The organism is Bdellovibrionales bacterium (genome assembly GCA_018266295.1).
Classification (GTDB): Bacteria; Bdellovibrionota; Bdellovibrionia; order Bdellovibrionales; family Bdellovibrionaceae; genus JACMRP01.
Window position 1 is genome coordinate 978,123 of record JAFEAQ010000011.1, and the last position, 22,885, is coordinate 1,001,007.

General features: G+C 48.0%; 20 protein-coding genes and 1 tRNA gene. 15 read left to right on the top strand and 6 right to left on the bottom strand.

What is annotated here, in order from left to right; genetic code table 11:
- Window positions 1-144 precede the first annotated feature (144 nt).
- The 5 genes from gcvP to JSU04_13530 all read left to right on the top strand — a co-directional run bounded on the left by gcvP (window position 145) and on the right by JSU04_13530 (window position 7,782).
- Window positions 145-3,039, top strand: a complete 2,895-nt coding sequence (gcvP, locus tag JSU04_13510) for an aminomethyl-transferring glycine dehydrogenase (GenBank protein MBS1971320.1) — start codon at window positions 145-147, stop codon at window positions 3,037-3,039.
- Window positions 3,040-3,287: 248 nt separating this feature from the next.
- Complete coding sequence (locus JSU04_13515) at window positions 3,288-4,976, top strand: M23 family metallopeptidase (protein MBS1971321.1); 1,689 nt, start codon at window positions 3,288-3,290, stop codon at window positions 4,974-4,976.
- Window positions 4,977-4,982: 6 nt separating this feature from the next.
- On the top strand, window positions 4,983-5,675 hold the full coding sequence (locus tag JSU04_13520) for a hypothetical protein (GenBank protein MBS1971322.1): 693 nt from the start codon (window positions 4,983-4,985) through the stop codon (window positions 5,673-5,675).
- Window positions 5,676-5,764: 89 nt separating this feature from the next.
- Window positions 5,765-6,766, top strand: a complete 1,002-nt coding sequence (locus JSU04_13525; GenBank protein MBS1971323.1) for a glycosyltransferase family 9 protein — start codon at window positions 5,765-5,767, stop codon at window positions 6,764-6,766.
- Window positions 6,766-7,782, top strand: a complete 1,017-nt coding sequence (locus JSU04_13530; GenBank protein MBS1971324.1) for a hypothetical protein — start codon at window positions 6,766-6,768, stop codon at window positions 7,780-7,782. Before JSU04_13525 ends, JSU04_13530 begins: the two co-directional genes overlap by 1 nt.
- On the opposite strand, the gene JSU04_13535 is transcribed toward JSU04_13530, so the two are convergent.
- Together JSU04_13535 and JSU04_13540 are read right to left on the bottom strand one after the other, a co-directional pair.
- Window positions 7,783-8,553: a TIGR02147 family protein gene (locus tag JSU04_13535; GenBank protein ID MBS1971325.1), complete on the bottom strand. Its 771-nt coding sequence runs from the start codon at window positions 8,551-8,553 to the stop codon at window positions 7,783-7,785. It lies immediately after the preceding gene.
- A gap of 138 nt (window positions 8,554-8,691) precedes the next feature.
- The gene (locus JSU04_13540) at window positions 8,692-9,228 is read right to left on the bottom strand and encodes a tRNA (adenine(22)-N(1))-methyltransferase TrmK (protein MBS1971326.1); all 537 of its coding nucleotides are present in this window, start codon (window positions 9,226-9,228) and stop codon (window positions 8,692-8,694) included.
- Window positions 9,229-9,310: 82 nt separating this feature from the next.
- Between JSU04_13540 and gcvT the strand changes: the two genes are divergently transcribed.
- From gcvT to JSU04_13555, 3 genes are all read left to right on the top strand, one after another.
- Window positions 9,311-10,399, top strand: coding sequence for a glycine cleavage system aminomethyltransferase GcvT (gene gcvT / locus JSU04_13545; protein ID MBS1971327.1), 1,089 nt, complete (start codon window positions 9,311-9,313; stop codon window positions 10,397-10,399).
- Between the two features lie 29 nt (window positions 10,400-10,428).
- Window positions 10,429-10,815 carry a glycine cleavage system protein GcvH gene (gene gcvH / locus JSU04_13550; GenBank protein ID MBS1971328.1) on the top strand — a complete coding sequence of 129 codons (387 nt, stop codon included), beginning with the start codon at window positions 10,429-10,431 and terminating at the stop codon, window positions 10,813-10,815.
- A gap of 10 nt (window positions 10,816-10,825) precedes the next feature.
- Window positions 10,826-10,908 (top strand) — tRNA-Leu (locus tag JSU04_13555).
- A 111-nt stretch (window positions 10,909-11,019) separates the two neighbouring features.
- Here JSU04_13555 and JSU04_13560 read toward each other — a convergent pair.
- Window positions 11,020-11,610 carry a hypothetical protein gene (locus JSU04_13560; GenBank protein MBS1971329.1) on the bottom strand — a complete coding sequence of 197 codons (591 nt, stop codon included), beginning with the start codon at window positions 11,608-11,610 and terminating at the stop codon, window positions 11,020-11,022.
- A gap of 155 nt (window positions 11,611-11,765) precedes the next feature.
- On the opposite strand from JSU04_13560, the gene JSU04_13565 reads away from it, so the two are divergent.
- Complete coding sequence (locus JSU04_13565; GenBank protein MBS1971330.1) at window positions 11,766-12,179, top strand: hypothetical protein; 414 nt, start codon at window positions 11,766-11,768, stop codon at window positions 12,177-12,179.
- A gap of 134 nt (window positions 12,180-12,313) precedes the next feature.
- Window positions 12,314-12,754: an MAPEG family protein gene (locus JSU04_13570; GenBank protein MBS1971331.1), complete on the top strand. Its 441-nt coding sequence runs from the start codon at window positions 12,314-12,316 to the stop codon at window positions 12,752-12,754.
- On the opposite strand, the gene JSU04_13575 is transcribed toward JSU04_13570, so the two are convergent.
- The gene (locus JSU04_13575) at window positions 12,751-13,008 is read right to left on the bottom strand and encodes a hypothetical protein (protein ID MBS1971332.1); all 258 of its coding nucleotides are present in this window, start codon (window positions 13,006-13,008) and stop codon (window positions 12,751-12,753) included. The two genes, JSU04_13570 and JSU04_13575, sit on opposite strands and share 4 nt — an antisense overlap.
- A 110-nt stretch (window positions 13,009-13,118) precedes the next feature.
- Entirely contained in the window at window positions 13,119-15,374 is a 2,256-nt protein-coding gene (locus tag JSU04_13580) for a fused MFS/spermidine synthase (protein MBS1971333.1), read from the bottom strand.
- Between the two features lie 85 nt (window positions 15,375-15,459).
- Here JSU04_13580 and JSU04_13585 point away from each other — a divergent pair, with 85 nt between their 5' ends.
- The 5 genes from JSU04_13585 to JSU04_13605 all read left to right on the top strand — a co-directional run bounded on the left by JSU04_13585 (window position 15,460) and on the right by JSU04_13605 (window position 21,194).
- On the top strand, window positions 15,460-15,912 hold the full coding sequence (locus JSU04_13585) for a hypothetical protein (protein MBS1971334.1): 453 nt from the start codon (window positions 15,460-15,462) through the stop codon (window positions 15,910-15,912).
- A complete protein-coding gene (locus JSU04_13590) occupies window positions 15,912-16,691 on the top strand; it encodes a hypothetical protein (protein MBS1971335.1) in 780 nt (259 codons plus the stop codon). Before JSU04_13585 ends, JSU04_13590 begins: the two co-directional genes overlap by 1 nt.
- Window positions 16,684-18,915: a hypothetical protein gene (locus tag JSU04_13595; GenBank protein ID MBS1971336.1), complete on the top strand. Its 2,232-nt coding sequence runs from the start codon at window positions 16,684-16,686 to the stop codon at window positions 18,913-18,915. Before JSU04_13590 ends, JSU04_13595 begins: the two co-directional genes overlap by 8 nt.
- 156 nt (window positions 18,916-19,071) lie before the next feature.
- Window positions 19,072-20,190, top strand: a complete 1,119-nt coding sequence (locus JSU04_13600) for a DegT/DnrJ/EryC1/StrS family aminotransferase (GenBank protein ID MBS1971337.1) — start codon at window positions 19,072-19,074, stop codon at window positions 20,188-20,190.
- A 278-nt stretch (window positions 20,191-20,468) separates the two neighbouring features.
- Window positions 20,469-21,194, top strand: coding sequence for a hypothetical protein (locus JSU04_13605; protein MBS1971338.1), 726 nt, complete (start codon window positions 20,469-20,471; stop codon window positions 21,192-21,194).
- 40 nt (window positions 21,195-21,234) lie between these two features.
- Here JSU04_13605 and JSU04_13610 read toward each other — a convergent pair whose 3' ends face one another.
- Window positions 21,235-22,809, bottom strand: coding sequence for an aldehyde dehydrogenase family protein (locus JSU04_13610; GenBank protein ID MBS1971339.1), 1,575 nt, complete (start codon window positions 22,807-22,809; stop codon window positions 21,235-21,237).
- Window positions 22,810-22,885 lie beyond the last annotated feature (76 nt).

Consider the following 22,885-nt stretch of genomic DNA (forward strand, 5'->3'; position numbering starts at 1 on the left):
TTCGGCGCCGCGTGAGCCTGTTTCTTGTCCAAACCTCGCTAGAGTGCCCGAAAAACCGCCATGACGGCCCGCTCCCTCCGCCCAGGACTTTATCCCCTCTGGGGAGTGTGATAACTTGTGACCCAAATTTCCAAGGAACGTGGCATGAAATCAAACACCTTCTCATTGAACTATTCCAGTAACTCTCCTCAAAAAGAATTCATGGGCCGCCACATCGGTCCCCGTGATGAAGATATTCAGTCCATGCTGAAAGAGCTCGGCTTTTCATCTCTTGAAGAGATGGCAAACCAAGTTGTTCCGCAAAAGATTCGTACTTCTAAAAACTATCCCATCGTCGGCAACGGCGTGTCGGAGTACGAGCTTCTTGCGAACCTCAAAAAAACAATTTCGAAAAACAAAGTCAGCAGATCTTTGCTGGGCATGGGTTTCTACGACACCATCACTCCGAGCGTGATCCAAAGAAACATTCTCGAGAATCCAGTATGGTACACGGCTTACACTCCTTACCAGGCCGAGATCGCCCAAGGCCGTCTCGAAGCGCTTCTGAATTTCCAAACGATGGTGATTGACCTTACCGGCATGGAAATCTCAAATAGCTCGCTCTTGGATGAAGGTTCTGCCGCGGCTGAAGCGATGGCTATGGCTCACGCTTCGCACAAGCATGACAACGTCGACAGCTTCGTAGTTTCTCCGAAGATGCATCCGCATGTGATTGAGGTTTTGAAAACCCGCGCGGAGCCTTTGGGCCTCAACATGATCATTCAGGATCCTAAAACTTTTGATTTCAAAACTCCGGTCTTTGCCGCTTTCGTTCAGTACCCTGACACTGAAGGCGTGATCGAAGATTACAAAGAAATGACTGACAAGTATCACAATGCTCATGCCATGGTTGTGGCAAGTGTTGATTTGTTGTCACTCACACTTCTGACTCCGCCGGGAGAATGGGGTGCGGATATCTGTGTGGGGAACTCACAACGTTTCGGCGTGCCACTCGGTTTCGGTGGTCCGCATGCAGCTTTCCTGGCGACGAAAGATGTTTATAAGCGCATCATGCCAGGCCGTATCGTCGGCGTTTCTGTCGACAGCCACGGCAAGTCCGCTTTGCGTCTTGCTTTGCAAACGCGTGAGCAACACATCCGCCGCGAAAAGGCGACTTCGAATATTTGTACGGCTCAAGTGCTTCTTGCCAACATGGCAAGCATGTACGCCGTTTACCACGGTCCACAGGGTTTGAAGCAAATCGCTCAGCGCGTGAATCGTTTGGCAGCGATTACTGCCGAAGGCTTGAAGAAGCTCGGCTTCACAACGCCGACAACGACGTACTTCGATACAATCACAGTGAACACACCAAAAGCAGCGGACATCATGAAGGCGGCCGAAGCCCTCAACATGAATTTCCGTCACTTGGGTAACAACACTCTGGGTTTGTCACTGGATGAAACTTGCAACCTTGATACGGTGAACGATATCTTCACGGCGTTCAACCTCGGCACGAAAGCAGCCTTCACGGCGGCCGATCTCGATGCAAGCCTAACTTACAACTGGCCAACTCAGTTCGTTCGTACGAGCGCGTACTTGACTCATCCGGTATTTAACACTCACCGTTCTGAGCCAGAGATCACGCGTTACATCCACATGCTGCAAAACAAAGACATCACATTGACTCACTCAATGATCCCGCTGGGATCTTGCACAATGAAGCTCAATGCGACGACGGAACTCGTTCCGGTTTCATGGCCTGAAATCAACAAAATGCATCCGTTTGCGCCCACATCGCAAATCCAGGGTTACATCGAAATGATCCGCGACCTTGAAGCAAAACTTTGCGACATCACAGGCTTTGCCGGCGTGAGCTTGCAGCCGAACTCCGGTGCTTCTGGTGAATACGCGGGTCTTCTTGTGATTCGTAAATACTTCATCGACAAAGGTGAAGCGCACAGAAATGTTTGCTTGATCCCAAGCTCTGCACACGGAACAAACCCTGCGTCTGCAGTGATGGCCGGCATGAAAGTGGTTGTTGTGAATTGCGATAACCAAGGCAACGTGGAAGTGGAAGACTTGAAAGCCAAAGCTCAAGAGCACAAGAAAGATCTCGCGGCTTTGATGATCACCTACCCGTCAACTCACGGTGTGTTTGAAGAAAGCATTAAAGAAATCTGCCAAATCATCCACGATAACGGCGGCCAAGTGTACATGGACGGCGCGAATATGAATGCGCTTGTTGGCCTCTGCCGTCCGGCGGAGTTTGGCGCCGATGTCTCGCACATGAACTTGCATAAGACCTTTGCGATCCCGCACGGTGGTGGCGGCCCGGGCGTGGGCCCGATCGGTGTGGCTGAGCATTTGAAAAAATACTTGCCGACCCATAGCTTGCAACCTGAAGCCGGTCCTAAAACAGGCATCAGCGCAACGACGTCCGCTCCATGGGGAAGCGCAAGCATCCTGCCAATCTCTTGGTCTTACATCACGATGATGGGAGCTGAAGGCTTGAAGAAAGCGACTCTCGTTGCGATCTTGAACGCGAACTACATCGCGAAGAAACTGGAAGCGCATTACCCGATCGTGTACAAAGGCAAAGAAGGCCTCGTGGCTCATGAATGTATTTTGGATTTGCGTGAAATCAAAAAAACCAGCGGCATCGACGTTGCGGACGTGGCAAAACGTCTGATGGACTATGGTTTCCATGCTCCGACGATGTCTTGGCCGGTGATTGGAACGCTCATGGTGGAACCCACTGAGAGTGAGCCGAAAGCGGAACTCGATCGTTTCATCGAAGCGATGATCTCTATTCGAAATGAAATCAAAGCGGTTGAGAGCAAGAAAATGGATTTGAAAGACAATCCACTCGTGAACTCTCCACACACAGCCGAGAGTTTGATGAAGAGCGAATGGGCTCATTCCTACTCCCGCGAACAGGCGGCTTACCCATTAACTTGGATCCGCCAAAACAAGATCTGGCCAGCCGTTGGCCGTATCGATAACGTCTATGGCGACCGCAATTTGGTTTGCTCTTGCCCGAGCGTCGATACCTATAAGTAGATCTCGTCACTGATTCGGATGGAAGGCGTCTCTGTTCCCGGAGGCGCCTTTTTTTATGTTTTCTCGAACAGGAACAATGAGTTCCGCGGGGAACACTAATAAATTACATGGTGTTTTTTACACGGTTCTTTGCTGAGATCGAGCCCTCAATCGTCACTTATCTATAAATTTAACCGACCCGGTAAAAGCCTATTGCCTCGACCCCACTGAATGGCTTTTATGGGGTCGCGTAAATGGGGGTTCACGTAATGAAAGTACTGAAAATTTCAATAGCTACATTAGTCGTCGCCCTGCTGGTTCCTCCCGTTGTTAAAGCAGGCACATTAGTTCGTTATACATGGAGTGATGCCAAGGGGTTGGCCGCTCTCGATCCAAGCTGTCAGGTAAAGAATGAGGAAAAAGTTTCTCTCTATGTTGCACAAAAACCGGGAGCGAGCCTTAACTCTTCAACCAAACTCAAAGGCCTCGGTTTTTTTAGCGGTCTGATCCCATCAAATCTTTTAGACCGCTCTGTTCTGTTCGCAAAAAATATTCCTGCAGATGCTACGCCTGCGACGGTTCAAGTCGTCAGTGTTCCTCAAAATGTGGTTAACAAAGACAATCTCAGAAATCTTTCTAAACGCGGCGACGAGGGAACGCTGGCGAAAGAAACTCTTCAAGAGATCGGTAACTTTGTCCTCGAAGTCATGAACAGCCCTGTGCTGGCGGCTCCGGGGCCTTTCCAGTTAAAGCAAAGCTACTGGCAGGCGGCGATGGACAATGAGCACTACATCACACTTTCATGCGGTGATGTTGCAAAGCCGACGACTTATATAGTCTTTGATGTCTATGACTCCAAAGGCATTGATCCTATCGCTCAGGTCGGCATCACCGGTACTGATACAAAAGTTCTCGAGGATTTAAAAGTAATGACTCCGGATGAAGCCAACCAAGAAGCCATTGGTGAAGCTCCAGCTCCGACGCCTCCACCGGCAAACAACGGTGGTAATGGCAGTAACGGCGGAACGACGACTCCGGGTGACGGCACAACAACACCTGGCAATGGCGGCGTTGCAACTCCCGATGATCCAGACAAGCCAGTTGTCGGCGAAGAGGATGAAGGCCAAGGCCCTATCACTCCACCAGATGGCACAGATAAGCCAGGTCTCGGATACGTTGTTTGTACAATCGATAAGAGCATTCCGGTTTTCGATAAGGAATTAAAACCTGTCGGCCACGTAGATCAGTTTGAAATCGTTATTCCAAACCAGACTTGGGACGAAAAACAAAAGAGCTCCTACTTGGAAGTTCAGTTTCCCAATCGCAAAGATGTGACATCGGGCTGGCTTCCTCGCTCGGTGGTCCAAACGACTCAAGATTGCGAACCGTATAAGAAAAAGCATCCAAACGAAGACGACGGCATCGATTACAGCACGATTCCTTTGGACGCGAGCGTTTCAAGAACGGATTGCTGTAAATTCCCGACCATCCAAAGACCTTCGACATCTTATGCTGAAGGTAAAACTCGCTTCCGTGCCGGCCGTGCTGGCGGACGTCGTTTGCATGCGGGTGTGGATCTTTATCGCAAAAAAGGCGAACCGGCAGTGGCAGTGGCTTCGGGCCGAGTGATTCGTGGTCATTATTACTTCTATCAAGGCGTCTTTGCGATCGAAGTAAAACATCCCCTCTTTATCGCTCGTTACGGTGAAGTTTTGGGAAGCATTCCAAAAGGCGCGCTGAAAGGCCAAAACGTCGTCGCGGGTCAAACAGTGGGCTTGATCGGCAAAGTGAATTCAGGTTGCTGCACTCCGATGCTGCACTTTGAATTGTACAAAGGCACTTCCCGCGGTCCGTTGACTCGTTACCGTGTCCCGCCTTATGACCGCCGTCCTGACGTCATGGATCCAACCGACTACGTCAGAAAATGGGAAAAGTCCCAGTACGGAAAGTCCTACTAAAATCTTATGAAAAAGAGCGCGCTCGTTCTGACAATCATCATTGCGGCTTTGCTGATGTTGGGAATTTACTTCTTCAACTCAGCAAGACCGGTTGCTGAAGCCTTACCGGCTGCACCGGGTCTTCCTGTCAGCCACAAAGAAGATCCGAGCCGTCCGAGCAAGCCACTCACGCCTGAAGAGTCTCAGAAAGCCAAAGCGTCTCTGAAGCAAATGACTCAAGTGCTTTTAAGCCATACCGTGAACGAGAAAAAACTCGACGAACTCATGGCGGCGTTGAAGCAAGATTTGCAAGAACCGTTTCAAGTAAAAGATAAAAACCCCGAAACCGGCGAAATGATTATTGTGCGTACGAAGTCGCCGCCTCCGGGCACGCGCTATTTCCATGCGCAGTACTTTGCTGATGAAAACAATCAGTTTTTCGCTCAGCACATGTCGTTTGAATTCCGCCCAAGTCCTGAAGCCATGGAACAAGCCATTCAAATGGTGCAAGAGACCTTTCCAGGTCTTGCGGCACCGATGGAAGAAAGCCGCGATTTCATTCAATGGGAATTGCCGAACGGCTACGTGGTATGGGTCAAGCGTCTTGATAAAGAGGACATCACAAATAATCCGTTTAATGCCTACACCCTCGGCGACATCGGCAGCATTCGCGTAGCTGTTGAGCTCAATCCCGAATCAGACGGTCCGCATTCCCATTAGGCCTGATTCGGCACTCATTCCCCGCCCCGGTCAGAATCACGATATTTTTCTTCATAGGGGAATTATGATCATGTTATTCTGGCTTCTCCATGAAAAAGGCCGTTTTTATACGTCTCGACAAAATTGGTGACCTGATCTGCACAATGCCTGTGGATCAAGTTCCTGAGCTCAAAGACTGGGATATCACCTGGGTGATCGCCAAGGGCCTTTCATTTATTCCTGAACACGCCGACCCAAAGCGCCGCTATATTGAATTAGACAAAAGTAATCCGAAGGAAGCGCGTGCACAGCTCGACGCTTTCATCAAACAATTCAAACCTGATGTGGCCGTGAGCTTTCAATCTCCGTGGTGGGTGAACTTTGTTTTGTGGAAGAACAAAGTCGCTAAACGCATCGGCGTGCTTTCTAAATGGGACAGCTTTGTGTTCCTCAACGCCGGCCTTCGCCAAAAACGCAGTCAGGCTGTCAAACACGAAGCCGACTACAATCTCGATCTGGTTAAACAAATCGAGCCAGGCAAGATTCTTGATCCGGAAGCTCCAATTCTGCATCTGAAAGCAGATCCGCAACCGGAAGTGCTCAATCAATACGGCTTGCAACCAAAGAAGTATATGGTAGTGCATCCTGGAATGGCGGGCTCAGCTCTGAACTGGCCGACAAAGTACTACATTGAATTGATTTCGAAACTCACCGATCGCTACACGGTAGTGCTGACAGGAACTCCGGCAGATGAGCCTTTCATCAAGGACATTCGCGAGCACTACAAACACGATGCGCAGGTGATTTGCCTGCAGAACAAACTGAGTACCAAACAATTGCTGTATGTGCTTGAACAAGCCAACTCGGTTTTTGCACCGAGCACCGGCGTGATTCATATGGCGGCAAGTCTTGGCACGCGTGTGTATGGCTTTTACTCGCCGATTCGCGTGCAGACGGTCACTCGCTGGGGCGCGCGCGGTAAAGGCGGCGTTCACCTCTTTACTCCGAATGTGAGCTGTCCTGCGACCCATGAATGTCTTGGCAAAGAATGCACGAGCTATCCTTGCATGGAGAAAATCACTCCAGATCAAGTTCTGAAAGAGCTTCCGTAATGGTTCGCAGTTTCTCAGTCCCTCAAGAGCTTGAACAGAAAATCGAAGCGGCGTTAAAAGCGCACTTTCATCTGACACTCGGTGATTCTAGAAAACTTGCTGAGGCCGTAAAACGCCTGTCGGATTACTTCATCGCCAATCCCGAAGGCAGCACGCCTTGGAACGAGTCCTGGGCGCAGATTGCGTACTTGTGCTATTTCCTGCCGCTGAATCAAGCCCGCGTGCAGGCCGTCGTTAAAGAGGCGACAGCGCGCGAATTCTTTACGGGACTTGAAGAGGTTCTTGATTTTGGCTCTGGCCCTGGAACCGCGAGCCTGGCACTGACCGAGCAATTTCAAAAATTCACACTGATCGAAAAAGCCAAAGACATCTGTGCGAAGTTTAACTTTGTACCAGGGGCGACTTGGACGAATAAAGATCCAAATGTTTCGACTCCGGCAAAGACGATGGCGGTGTTCTCGTATTCACTGACAGAACTGAGCGATCTTCCGGCGTGGGCAAAAAAACTTGAAGCCATTATGATTCTCGAGCCTTCCACCCAGGAAGACGGCCGAAAGCTCCAAGCCCTTCGCCACAAACTGATCCAAGAGGGTTACAGTATCTATGCTCCGTGCACTCATCACGAAGCCTGCCCGCTTCTGACTCAGTCTAAAACCGACTGGTGCCATGACCGCATTTTCTTTGCGATGCCGGCGTGGTTTGAAAAGCTCGAACAGCATCTGCCAATGAAGAACCGCACACTGACGACAAGCTACTTGCTTGCGCGCAAACAAAAGCCTGCGACGAAGCTTGCCGCGAATGTTGCACGCGTGGTCGGCGATCATCTCGAGGAAAAAGGCAAAGACCGGCAAATGCTTTGCCGTGGGCCTGAGCGCGAGTTCCTCGCGTGGATGCACAAAGCAGGTCTCAAGCAAGAAATTCCTCGGGGAGTTCTGGTCGAAATCCCCGAAGACGTTCAAAAAGTTTCAAATGAATTAAGATTGAAGAGCCCGGTACGGACTCTTATCGACGAGTAACTACTTAGTTACTGGGAACAAAGAAATCAGGATCTGATAAACTTTTTCTTTTTCTTCTGGCTCGTTCAAGAAATGGCTGAGCTCACGACGGAAGCGAGTGATACGCTCAACAGCTTCTTGGTAGCGGCTTTCAGAAACGGCCACTGTCATTGTCGTGTGATTGCCAATGCCCTGAGGAATGATCGCCAACGCTTGCTCGTAAATTTGTTTCTTTACTTGCTGTGCGCGTGGAACTTTGATTCCAGACATTGTGTGATTGTTGATTTCGTTTTTCCAAAGACCATCATCACGTTGAGACAAAACACCATGGCTCAACAATGCATCGAGAGCTTGTTGCGCTTGATCTGGAGTGATTGGCAAACGCTCAGAAATCCAAGTCGCATTGGCTTGGAAACCTTTCACGTCGATCATTTCAAGAATCGCTAAATGGTACCATTCGAGATTCTGTAAGTACTTGTGATCTTCGAGTTCTTGGAAGACCTGAACATCCTGAGCGCCTACGGAATAGCGGCGTCTGCGTCCATTAGCTTTTTGAATGAATGCTTGCACATCGGCTTCTGAAAGGTTCAAACGTGGAGCCAGGGACATAATAGTCCGCGCCGTCATCGAGCGTTTGCCGTTCAAAAGTTTAGAAAGAAAAGATGAGTCCACTCCCAAATCGCGTGCGAACGCACGAAGAGAATAATTGGGATTCGCGGAGTTCCTGCGAGCAAGCTCTTGTTCTAGGAAAGTCCTAAAATCACTAGCACTAATAGAATTTAACTGGTCCATATACCACACTGTTCAGCTTGAAATTTACCGCAGAGACATAATGCGTAAAATAACGTGAATACGAAAGCAAGCGTAAAACGGTTTTTACTCAGGTGCTTGCGTCCACACATCGTCCGCAACTCAATTTTATTTGTTTATTTAATTTTGATCGTCCGAAGTGCGGACAAATATGTAAACAACACGTGATCGAGATCGCTCTTCGAGCAAAGTGGCTCCAGTAAAGGAAAAGCGGGCGGTGAAATTTTCGCCGAGTTCTTCTAACATCTTCACAAATTTTTCTTCATCTCTTTGCGGGCAGAGAATCAATCGCTCTGCTTGGAGGAGTTCTCGCTCCAAAAGCGCCCGAAGAATTTTGAAAATTGCAAAGGCCCCTACTCCAGCAATCACAACATTTCCACTCACGACATCGGCGATCTCTTCGCCTTTGCCAGCGAAAAAATTTGCGCGCGAACGAAACTCGGGAAACTTTTCGGCGACAACCGCCTCCACACTTTCAACGATGTGCGGGACTTGATCGACAAAGTGGACTTTTGGAAACTGCCCCGACTTCAGCGCTTCGACGCCGAGATAACCATGGTCGCAACAGAAATCCCAAACCGACAGGCCGGGAACGAGGTTTTCATAGATGAATTGCAGGCGATTGGAGAGCTTCATGGCTTTGACAATATCCAGCAAAACCCCTCCAGTTGACAAGGGCTAAGAGCCCGGCGACATTGCCAAAATCGCAATTCTGGAGGCTTTCATGGACACATCAAATCTGCAAAAAACCCCGCTCGCTGACGAGCACGTAAAACTCGGCGCCCGCATGGTGGATTTCGCCGGCTGGTGGATGCCGGTTCAGTACAAAGGTCTCCGCGAAGAGCACGACAACGTTCGCGCTAACGTGGGACTCTTCGATGTTTCTCACATGGGGGAAGTTCGTTTCAAGGGCCCGAAAGCTCTCGAGACTCTCCAATGGCTCACCACCAACGACGTGTCTAAACTGAACGACAACGAAGCACACTACAGCCTTTTGCCGAATGAGCAAGGCGGTTTGGTCGACGATATTATCGTGTACTGCCTGAAAAAGAATGAAGACTACCTAGTTTGCGTGAATGCTTCGAATGCCGACAAAGACTTTGCTTGGATGGTAAAAAACAACAAGGGCGCTGACATCACCAATGAATCTTCTTACTGGGGGCAGATCGCCATTCAGGGACCAAAAGCTTTGGCTTTGATGGACAAGGTTTTTGGTTTCAAAGCCAGCGAAATGGCGACCTTCAAAGTTCACCGTTTTGACTACAAAGGCTTCAAAGCCATCCTCGCGACCACCGGTTACACCGGCGAGCGCGGCGGCGAAGTCTTCATCGAAGCCAAGGGCACAGCGACTCTTTGGAACGATCTTTTGGCTCAAGGGGCGGAATTCGGGGTTCAACCGATCGGCCTTGGCGCCCGCGATACTTTGAGAACTGAGTTCAAAATGTCCCTTTACGGGCACGAGATCGATGACACAACGAATCCATACGAGGCGAAGCTCGGTTGGGCGATCAAACCGGCGGCTAAAGAGTTTATTGGCAAGGGTCCGATGGTCAAAGTGAAGGAAGAAGGCCTTAAGAAGCAACTTATTGGTTTTAAGATGCTTGAGAAGGGCATTCCTCGCCAAGGTTACTCCCTGTTTTCTTTTGACAATAAAGAGATCGGAAAGGTAACTAGTGGGACTCACTCACCAACCCTGGACGAACCTATCGGAATCGCATATATTTCTTCGGAATTTGCGGCTGAAGGGACTGAATTTGCAGTCGATATCCGCGGTCGTAAAGTGAAGGCGAAAGTATGTAAAACTCCTTTCGTCGCAAAACCTAGCTAAAGCGTTTTAAAATTGTTGAGGAGACTTCCATGACATTTCATATCCCAGAAGAACTTTACTACACTAAAGAACACGAGTGGGCTCAAGTCGACGAGAACATCGTTACTGTTGGCATCACTGAGTTCGCACAAGAACAATTGGGCGAGATCGTGTATGTGGAACTTCCTGAAGAAGGCCAAAAAGTGACTCAAGGTCAAACTTTCGGCGTTATCGAGTCAGTAAAAGCAGCGAGTGATCTTTACTCTCCAGTTTCTGGAACTGTGATTGAAATCAACGCTGGACTTAACGATGATCCTTCTGTATTAAATGACGACGCAATGAACGAAGGCTGGTTGATCCGCATCGAAATGGATACGGAAAAAGAGCTCGCAAACCTAATGCGCGCTCCGGACTACAAAAAACTCGTTCAAACGTAATACCCGCAATGCCCCGCTGGTGAAATTGGCAGACACGCCAGACTTAGGATCTGGTGCGCAAGCGTGGGGGTTCAAGTCCCTCGCGGGGCACCACTTCTCTCCTGTCTTCATCGACAGTGAAGAGAAAATAAAAAACCGACTCTTTGCAGTCGGTTTTTTTTTATTTTTAGAGCTGTCACTCGCGGCTGTCAGTTCCGAGCTGATTTAAAGTCCAAGACCTGTGATCCGTTGGTGGATAAGCTCCAGAGACTTCAATGCCTCTTCTTTTTCTTTGATCGGATGGGCAGAAGTCACAATCCGATGACAAAAACCCAAACGCAGAGTCTGAATGATCTGACAAATATTCGAGGCCTCCGCCTCGTCATACTTTAGAACTCTCATGAAAATCTCAGACATATAATCCAGCCAATGCTTTTCATATTTTTTGATCGTGGCACCCATCGGAGTTTTGGTGCCCTTGAAACGGAAGTACAGCTTTATCAAAATCGGCTCGGCTTCCATCTTCGCAAAAGTCATTTCATGGCCAACTCTGAGGAGCTTGAGCAGATCAGCGGGGGTTAGGATTTCCACCGAAATATTTGTCTTAGTAAAATAGCTGCCAAAAGTCTCTGAAGCGATATCCAAAAGGTGTTGGCGATCTCGTCCCATGTATTCATAGATCCAAGCACGAGAGACTTTGGCCTTGCGAGAAATTGCCGTATGCGAGAGCGCGGCAACGCCCTCCTGTTCCAGCATTTCAAGGATTGCGCGTGAAACATTGAAATATTTTTCTGATTTTGCATCTGGATGTTTCATATTTTTTATGATCGCGGAAAGAACATCATCTGCCAATTGGAAAACTGACAGAAAGACTGCTTTTCTGTCGGCACTTCAACTTTATTTTCAGAATGGATGCATCTAGGATCGCGCCGAATTTAACAATTCGCGAGTTTAATCTAAAAGGAGATCTTATGAAAAAACTTTTGTTCTTGGCAGCGACACTGATGTCTTTCAATTGCTTTGCTTACACTTCGATTACCATGAATACGGATGCCCTGTTGGAAACCAAACCGATCTTCGGCTATCCGACCTACTCCGGTCGCGACGGCAAGCGATCTGCCTATTGCTCAGTTCGCATGTCGGCACCAAATAGTTCTAAGGAAACCGTTTTGGTCCCTGCCGGCACGAAGTTCTTCGTGACTTCCGTTTACATAGACGTTTGCCCACAAGACTGGGGCAGACGATGCGAACTCGCTGTGGCGGCTCGCAATCATGATGGCTCTATTGAGATGGATCTTGACTGTTACCATGAAGGAATTTTCGCAAGCCGATTTACAGTTGATAAAGTAAATCGCTTGGTCAAAAATATTGCTCACGTCGAGTAGGTCCAGATTTAGAGACCCCAGAAAGCCGACTTTAAAAGTCGGCTTTTTTTTGCTCAAAGCCAAGGACCCTTGCTGTCTGCGATGTTTGCATATTATGCTTGAACGGTTCCTTAGGGCAATATCAGGAGGTTTCTATGCCGGTGACAAACATACATCTCATCTATCCCATGTGTGTGATGGTTTTTTTGAGTGTTGTTGTTCTTTTGGTGATGTTTCGTCGCCGTGTGAATGCTGTGATGACGGGACAAACGAAGATGGCACACTACAAGACTTTTTCTGTAGGACAAGTTCCTGAGGAAGCGCTTCAAGCGGCCCGTCACTTTAGTAATCTATTTGAGATTCCGGTTTTATTTTATGCCGCTTGCATTGTTGGGATGATTCTACCGGTGCAAGGAATGACTTTGGTGGTGCTGGCTTGGCTCTTTGTTGCGGCTCGCGTGGTTCATGCGTTTATTCACTTAAGCTACAACAAAGTTTATCATCGTATGAGCGCGTTTTTTACAAGCGTGGTTTTGGTGACTGCGATGTGGGCGATGATTTTGTTCACCGCCCTTTCTGCATCGGCGGCTTCTTAGAAGCCCAAGATATCAACGTAGGTAGTACCTTTTGCAACGGCTGACGAAACTTTTGCGCGTTGGCCTTTAATCATGACTTTGCCATCTGTGAAGAGCTTTTTGAACTCAGTACGACTGATGTTTTTTAATTTCTGATTTTCATCTTGAGCTCTCAGGGCTGCGAGCAATGGATTATCCAGGCGCTTATCGGCTCTATCTAATTCCAAAGTAACACGAAATGATTTAGGTGGACGTGGTGGGATGTTGTTTTCCATGAGGAGCTCCAATATAAAACACAACTTCTATCAGAGCTTAGGCGGTTTTGGGACTGGTTTTATTCGGTTGTAGTTTCTACACCCCGTTTAATCAGTAAGAAATAGGTATTTTAGAAATAACTATGTGGATAGTGCAGAAAGAAGTCACCGAAGAACATGCGGCTTTTCTCGATGCGCAAATTGCTATCAGTTATGTTCTCTGAATCAGGATAGTTGAGGTCCATCGCCTGAGAAGCTTCACCCGCAAGTGTCTCCGCCGTATTTAAGTCCACCGCCGATTGGAGAGTGGCCGTTCCCCAAGTCGCACTTGGTAAAAGATTTTTCACTCGCTCAAAACGACTTTGAGGCAGCGACTCCCAAGTCGGAATCTCTTCATTTGCCGCTAACAAAATAAATCCGTCATTTTCGTATCCCGGCATCACAGTGACGTACGGGAAAACACTTTTTGCCGTCCTGACCATCACGGCAACGTCTTCAGAAATACCGTAAAAGAGCTGTGAGTATGAGCCACCCGGTTTCAACTTTTTTCTGACTTCTTGATAGAACTCCACTGAGAAAAGAACTGTTGAACCCGCCCCGTAAGGATCGACGTTCACAGAAATCAAATCCCATTGTCTATTCGCTAAGAACATGTAACTGCGGCCATCATCGACAATGTTTTTAATCCGCGGATCTTGAAGATAAACGGTATCTTTAAACTTCATTTCCTTCTGCGCCGCGACCACTTGCGGTAGGATTTCAACCGCCGTGATGGACTCTGGCTCCGACAAACGACTGAAAGCTTCCGTCGTCAAACCGTACCCCATACCAACTACCAAAACATCTTTTACCGACCGAGCGATCAAAGATGGAAAAAGCGCCAAATTTCTCTGGACGAATGGAGTCTCGGAATCTCCGTAAGCGCCCACAAGACTGATATAGTTGTTAATCATTGCCCAGCGCCGCCCTGGTGGTTGCAAGTCGATCAAAGCTAGATATCCATACTCGTCCTCGGCCTCCCAGATCGACGGTGGGTTGGGGCTCAGACTCACATTCATTTTTGCAGTCATTGCCGTTCCTAAAATAACCAGCACAAGGCCGACTGCCTTCGCCTGCCTCGAGGCGAACGTAAAAACCGCCACTGCAAGGAACAACAAGAGACCAAAGATAAATACTTTCAAGGTACTCACCGTACCGAGCGTGCGAAACAAAACATACGTCGTCAGCATCGAGCCTAGGACCGACATCAGTGTATTTAAGTACAAAGCCTTAGAAAGAGCCCGCGTCTTTTGCCAAGCGCCTATGGCTTCTTTTTGAATAAGGCTCATCGACAAAGGAAAGCAAATGCCTAGGGCGATACTTGGAACTAAAGCGATGAATAATAACGTCAGGAAAAACTCTGGATGCAGGGCCTTCTTGCTTGGCGAAACAAGATCCATCGTCTTTGCGATAGATAAAGACATACAATATAATCCCAGCCAACTCGACAACACCGACACGGTTAACGCCGAAACAATCACCTTCAGCTGCTTTTTCTCACTATACAAAGAAAACTTAGGGCTCCACCACGCTGAAACCGCAAGACAAAGAAGAATCACCATAAGCACCAATGAAGGCACGTACAAGCGGCTTCCTAAAAAGAAACTCGACAAACGGAACCACACTTGCTCCATGCTCAATAAAAAGAAACCGCTAAAAGCACTCAAGAGAAGTGCAAGACGCAATCCAAACTGAGAGGTCGCCCCTTTTTCATCGTTAGAGACACTTTCCTCAGCCGCGGCTTCTTCGAAGCGAAACTTTTCATTTTTAAGTAATACCGCCGCAAGAATATTCCCGAGAAGGCCGACTATCAGCGCTGCATACAAGCCGCCATAGTAAATCAGTACCGTAAATGAAAGAAAGGCACCGAGGGCTCCACCGAGGCAGTTGGCAGAATAAAGCCACTGATGTTCGCGAGAGTTCGGAAAAAGATAACTAATGAGTGGAAATGAAAATCCCATGAGAAACGTCACAGGAAAAATAAAAATTCCCGTCACAAGAAAGTGCATGGCGATTTTTGGCAAAAAACCGCTACGCAAAAGATCGAGAACCCAACCATTATGCGAAAGAACGATAAAGAAGCTCACCGCTGCGAGCACCGCAATCAAGACTTCACAAATCGCATAGAGGGGCAGAGATTTCTTCCAGCGCCCTTGCAAAATCTTTGGCGCAAAGGCTGTTCCTAAACCCAGTCCCAGCATGAAGTGAGCAATCACACAAGAAATCGAAAGAGCATTGCCGCCCAAGAGAATCGCGAAGGCGCGAATCCAAAGCGTTTGATATAGCAAAGCCGAAAAACCGGTCAGTATCATTGCTGTCAATCCCAATGGAATTGTTTTTGACTTCACTTCTGCCTCCTCGATACCATCACAATAGCAACAGCCCCTGACACTTTCTATTGTTTTTTCAATCTAGTCTTGCGAGGTAAAGTTCGTGCGGAAAATCGTCGGTGTTCTTATCATCTATGGACTGCTGCTGTGGGCGTTACCGCTCTTTCCATTTCAACCCAACAGCCTTTTCGCGGACGCCCCTGTCACTTACGAAACTTATCGCTTCTTTCATCAAGGACAGAATCAGAGTCCTTTCACCTATCGTCTGCAGAATCCTTACGATGGTGATCCCAACTATGTAGCGGGACGACACTTTCCTACCGGATATCAATGGGGAAAGATTCTCAGCTTCGAAGAGCTCGAGCAGCACTTCAAGAACCTTGAAGCACAGAATGTTTCTTTTCCAACACCTGTTTGTTTCAAACGCACTGTCTTTGCCACCGGAAGTAACGGCCACTTTGGTCCAAGCCAAGAAGAATGGTTCCTCTGGGATCAGGGTTTGAAAATCTTGAAGTCCACTCAGGATTCGGATCATTGCCCTGTGGAGTTGCTGTAATGATGTCACTACAGAACTTCTCAGAAGTGAAACTTTCCGTCTTTCGCGCAATGACGTTAGTCTTTGCGGTGCTTCTTGTAGTAGATCAAATGGTGTTCTGGCAATGGACCACAGAGGGAGAGTACACTCCGATCAGCATTTTTTCGTTTCTGCCGAGAGCCTTTTTCGAAAACAAGTTCGCGTTCTATGTGACCTCTGCGATCGCAGTCCTTAGCCTGCTTCTTTGGATGTTTCGCCAGACACCGCGAGCTCTTTCAGTTCTCTCTGTAGTGGCGTTTGGCATTGCTTCGACATTTTATCTGCAGAACCTTCCTTTTGGGGATCATCGTCAGGCCGTGGTGTTTTTGTTGCTCGCCGGACTGGCAGCGACTGAATTTAATTTATCTGAAAAGACTTTCTTTCCGCTCGCGGCCTGTGCGCTCTTGAGTCTTTACTTCTTAGCCGGTTGGGAAAAAGTTTTTTGGTCAGGACTTTCTTGGGCGAATGGATCCAGCCTGCAGGTTTTTGCCCACTATTTAGGGCGCGAAGGATCGGTCTTACGTGGTTGGATCTTAGACTCTAAATCTTTCGCACAAGCTCTGCAGATCTGCGGCGTGATTTTAGAATGTGGTGTTTTTGCTTTATTATTCCGTGGTCCGGTTCAATGGCTATGGTTGATCGGTCTTCTTTTCTTTCACGGAGCCATTGAAGAAATATTTATGTATCGTTTCTTCCCGTTCTATATCCTCGTATTCTACCTCTTTGGCTGGCCGGCTCTTCAAAGGCGGATGAATGGGTAGTTTGTACTTATGGTGGTTTGGCGCACCGGTTTTCATTTATCAGATCCTGACGGCGAGAATGATTTCGCAAATCTATGGCGATCTTTTTCTGACTCAATTATTAATTATCGCCATTTCCTACTTTGGCCATGCAATAGGGAGTGTGATTGCTCACCGTTGGCGCGGGTCTTTGCCGTTAGCGCACCTGAGTCTTGCAATCTGTAATGTTCTTTTACTGGTTTTCTGGCACGAACCTGTTTGGTCGGCAGCACCGGTGTATGTTTTGTTTTTCGCGATTTCTTTCTTCTCGGCCCTGCTCTTTCCTCTTTTCTATCAAAGATTCGAGGCCATCCCCACTTCGTTTAATAAAATCTATTTCGGGTTTCACTTATTAATTGTGCTCTTACTGCCCGCGATGGACCTATTGGCGATTGGAACTTGGGGCATTCAGAAGATTTTTGCCGGGCTCTTAGCGACTGAGATCTTCTGGGGACTTTACTGGTGGCGAAATCCTGGCGTGCAAAAAACGCGGCCCATCGCTCGCAAAGCACCGCCGTCTTCTTTGGCGACCAGCTTGTTTCTGTTTTCGATGATGAGCGGAGTGGTTCAAGGACTTCTCTACCGCCAAGTGCAAACAGTTCTTGAGCCGCTGGCATTTCACTACAGTCTTTTTATCGCAGCATTGATGGCAGGATGGGCTCTTTGTAGTGCGTGGTTCTATAAAAAACCAAATTCGATTTCATGGAACGGATTTAAAAACTACCTACCGCTGACAATCGCCGCTTTGTTTTTTTGGTCCTTGGCGTGGACATGGCTCTGGTCTTACGGTCTTGATTTGTTCTTTGCTTGGGACGGAAACTCCCTCGCCGCTCGAGTCATTTATGTTTTCGGGCTTGTACTTCCGGCCGCATTTTTATTTGGCGCCTTAATGCCGTTAGTGCAACGAGAAGCGACGGCGGTTCCTATCGGCCGCTGGCTTGGTGTGAACTCCGCCGGAAACATGGCGGGTTTATTGATTTACATTGCAGTGATCTTTCCGATGGCACCCGGTCTTTTTATTTGGATCGGTCTTTTCGTGCTCACCGCGATGCTCTTGCCAAAAAGCCGTGCCGCTATCAAGCCCCTGGCTTTTGCGGTCCTGCCGATTGCAGGGATTGCTTTCTTGACCACAAACTACAACTGGAATCTCGGCAGTTACTTCTATCGCAGTCTTCAGCAATGGCAGAAAGTCAGCGGTGACGTGAGTAAGACCGAGCTCTATCGCTCGTATGGGAGTCAACTGTCGTTGGTGACTTTGAAATCCGAAGACAAAATGCTTTTCATGAATGGCCACTACTCCGTTTATATTCCTGCCGGAGAAAAAGTGGCTCCCGCTGATGTGATGATGGGATTACCTGCCTTACACTACACCGCGGAACAAAACCGTGCGTTACTGATGGGCCTTGGTACGGGATTTACCGCCATGGGACCGGCAAAAATTTTTCAGCAACTTGATATCGTTGATATTGATCCGACGATGACGAGACTCACGTCAAAGCTTGCAGCGAAAGAAACTTTTCAGCAAGCCAATGTGAAATTTATTGAAGCCGATGGCTTAACGTACTTACGCAAGCATTTGCAAAAGTATGATCTCATCATTAACAACGTTCCTTCGCCGGTTTATTTTGCCTCGGGAAAACTTTGGACTCGTGAAGCCTTCCAAGCCATTTCAGAATCGCTTAACGACAATGGAATTTTCTTTCAATGGCTTTCGGCAGAGTTTAACGAGCGCGAACTCCCCGTCGTTTGGCAAACAATGCGTGATTATTTTCCGCGCTGTGATCTGTATACACTGGGCTATCACTTTCACGGTCTTGTCTGCGCAAAAAACACTGCGAAAGAACTGAGATTCTCGGAGGTCCCCGCTGAAAAATTGGCACCTTTATTAAATATGTCGACGAGTGATTATTTAAAACTGCTTGCGAACATAAGTTTCCGCGACATCAAGCTCCCCACTCCGGCGGCTGGTACTCCTTTCCACACTTTGGATCAACCGTATTTAGAAATGCTCACGAGTCAGAGACCTCCGGGCTGGAGAAGCGAACAGATGACGGATGAAGTAATTTCTGCTCTCGGAATTCCCGAAAGATTACGCAGTAAACTCAATTCAGAAGAGTTATTTGCAAAGTGTCACGCAATCTCACAATGGCTGGGGTTTGATATTGAGATGGGACCTGAGTCCTGCAAAAGGCTTGGTTTAAATTGAGTTCTGCACGAAATCCCAACAAAGGTGTGTGCTTAAAGCACCAGGCGTGTGCAGAAAGCTACAGTCCGGCCCCTCTGTGGAAGGTTGCAAATTATTGAATTTCATAGGAAAATCTCATCATACAGTCCTTAAAAACTTTTGAATAAGAGAGAAACCATGAGCATTCAACAAGTTCCATTTATCACACTAAATCGTTTTGAACCCGGCTTCCGCGAAGAATTCTTGGGCGGAGTTGCAACTCTGTTTGAAAAGACTCAATTCGTTGGTGGTCCGATCGTTGGCGAAATGGAAGCCAACCTTGCGAAGTACACAAAATCAAAACACGCTATCGGTTGCGCGAACGGAACAGATGCCATCCAAATCGCTTTGCGCGGTGTGGGCGTTCAAAAGAACGATAAGGTTCTTGTTCCTGATATGACTTTCTGGGCAACTTTCGAGGCGGTTGTCAACGTGGGTGCAAATCCTGTGACTGTCGACGTAAACCGCGAACTGTGCCACTGGGATCTTGCGACCTTCAAAAAAGCAGTTGAGCAATTCAAACCTAAAGCGGCCGTCATGGTTCACCTCTATGGTTGGGCAACTCCAGACACTCTTGAAATCCGTAAGTATGCAAAAGACAACGGCGTGATCTTGATCGAAGACGGTGCTCAGTGCTTCGGAACTGAAATCGACGGCCAGTCAGTTTTGGGTTCAGCTTTGATTTCTACAACAAGCTTCTACCCTGCAAAAGTTCTTGGCGCTTCCGGCGATGCGGGCGCAATCTTCACTTCAAGTGATGAATATGCGAAAAACTGCCGTACACTCATCAACCACGGCAGAACAGATCACTATTCTCACGGGATGATCGGCTGGAACTCTCGTATCGGTGCTTACGAGTCTTTATTCTTGAACATCTCTTTGAAACATATCGATGCTCGTATCAAGAGCCGTATGAACGCTGTGAAGTTCTACGAAGAATCACTGCAAGGTTTGCCATTCAAACCGGTTCGAGCTTCGAACAAGGTGAAAGAAAACGGATACTGCGCCGTAGGTATGGTGGATCCGGCAAAACGTGCTGCGGTGATTGAGAACCTTAAAAAGGCCAACGTTGGCTACGGTACAATTTATCCGGGCGCGATGAGCATGCAATCTGGTGCTGCAGGCCACTTGGCTGGCAAGATTGATAACGGCAATGCTCACTATATTTCGCAAGCTGTTTTGAATCTGCCGTGCTTTGCGTACATCACTCCGGAAGAACTTCAGTACGTTGTTGATGTTGTAAAGAAAAGCTTCTAGTTCGGTTTTTACATCTGAATAAAGTCAAAGACCCGCATTCTCTGCGGGTCTTTTTTTTGGGCTCTCCTTTAGATTGTTTAAGCTTTGCAACCTCGATGAGGGACAAAATGAAACCGAGCTCGAACATACCTTATTGTTTCTGTCATCTTCCGAAACAAAATTTTGCGATCCTTCAATGAGCACACTCATTGCACAGGTGTTCTGCGCCATCAGAAATAGAGAAGATTCGCACCACTTCAACGAAGGCATGAACCAACCATGGTGCAGGAGGAAAACATATGAGAAAGCTTTTGCTTGGAAGTGTTCTCAGTCTAACATTTCTGTTCACAGCGTGTGGCGGAATGGATGAACCCTATAAAACAGCATCAGGAACTTCCGTTTATCGCGTCCAATGGGTCGGCGATAAGGGTTACTTGACGGATTCAAATGGCAAAGATGCCGGAACCATCGATGCGGCAGACATGCGTGGCTATTCTAACGGCTATGTCTATGGCAACCGTCTCTCTGGCTTCATGTATTACAACTACAGCGCCAATCGTTTGTATCTCGAAGATTCCGGTGGCGGGGTGGGTCGCTCCATCAATAGCGCAGCCGCAACCTCTGGCAGCGACTCAAACTGGTCGGCACGGGCCTCAGAGTTGCGTATAGAGAAAATCGAGATGTTCGCTGATGGTATTACACGCAAATATTCCATCCCTAAAGACAAAGCTGTGGTCGTGGCAACTGCTTTACAAGCTTATCACGAGACACAAGTAGAACGTGGCTACAGCACATCTCAAGACGTTGAAATTAGCTTCAAGAAGGTTTTCGGCGTTGAGTATGGCTCAGCCCTTGCTGCTGCGAAGTCTTTCCAAGGTGGTCAGCCACAGCAGATTCGTGATCTGACGAACCGCTCAGCGGCTTACTTGGGAATCAAGCCTGATCAGGCTCAGAAATTCATTAAGGACATGTATCGTGGTACCTTGAAACAAAATGGTTACGATCCAGATACTTTGAACTGGTAAACACCCAAAGCCTGCGCTGGAAAAGCGCAGGCTTTTTTAATTAAAGCACCATATTCGTCGACAGGAATTTTGAACTGTCCTCGTGCAGAATGCCTTGGATCACTTGTTTGCTGGCCTGATCTTGTTTTGCCGCCACCATACAGCGGATGCTGAAAGATCTCAGTGCATCAAACACACTCAGAGTGCCCTCTGCAGAGTTTTTTCTGCCCGTAAACGGATAGACATCCGGGCCACGCTGGCACTGGGTATTGATATTGATACGACAAACTTGATTGCTGAGATGATCAATCATCATCCCCATTTTCACCGGATCACGGCCAAAGACGCTGGCCTGATTACCATAAGGTGAATTGATGACGTAGTCCTCAACCTCGCGAAGATCATCGAACTCGCGCACCGGAACGACCGGACCAAATTGTTCTTCGCTGGCCACGCGGGCATTGAGAGGCACATTCGTCAGTACCGCCGGAAAGAAAAGATTTCCCTCGAGTTTTCCACCTCGGCCGGGATTCGCGAGAACCGCCCCCTTTGCAACCGCATCATCAATAAGGCCTTTCAAGTATGCCGGCTTCTCAGGATCCGGGAGAGGTGTAATAGAGACCTGCGGTTCCCACGGAAGTCCCGCTTTAAGTCCATCGATTTTTGCTACAAGTTTTTTCGAAAACTCCGCAGCGATTTTCTTATGAACGAAAATCATTTTGAGTGCTGTACAGCGCTGACCATTAAAAGACAACGATCCTCGTACGCACTCATTCACCGCATTTTCAATATCAGCATCTTCGAGTACGATGGCCGGATTTTTTGCTTCAAGACTCAAAATACTGCGGAACCGAAACGGAGCCGGATGAGCGACTTTAATTTGATTTGCCACTTTGCTGGTACCGATGAATGCAAGGACATCGATCTTACCGGTTTGAACCGCTGGATTGATGATATCACGGCCCTGTCCGTTGATGATGTTAACAACGCCCGCTGGAAATGCATCACGGAAGGCCTCCATCATCGGGTCCCAGAACAACTGGCCAAAGCGAGCCATTTTAACAACGGTGGTGTTTCCCATAATCAGCGCCGGAATCAATGTCGTGAACGTTTCATTTAGCGGATAGTTGAACGGCCCCATACACAGAGTGACGCCAAGAGGCGCTCGGCGAATTTGCGCCATGACTCCTCCTGAAAACTTAAACCGGCTGGATTCGCGATCCAGATTTTTAACTTCATTCACGGTATCATCAATGTACTGAATGGTTCGATCAAACTCACCCTGCGCATCTGTCCAGTTTTTGCCGATCTCCCACATTAAAAGACGGCAAATCAATTCGCGTTGTTTGAGCATGCCATCGCGAAAGGCGACAACCGCTTTAATTCGGTCTTCCATTCTTGCCGTTGGCCAATCACCAAGGCCCTTCGCCCAAGCTTTTACCGCCTCATCGACAGCCTCATTCAAAACCGCAACACTCACATGCGGAGTCGTACCGATTTTCTTTGGCGTTGTACCGCCATGACAAGTTGTCATGACTTCTTTAGTGTCAAAACCCTTGGTACGGATTTGTCCACCGATCAAAATACGTGCGGGGATTTCAGGGACATTCGGAAATTCAGGTAAACTATTATTCATGAAGAACCTCATTGAAGGGAAAACAAAAGCCTCTCATCTTACAAGTTTCCTACGCAAGCCATGTGCAACGTGTTGG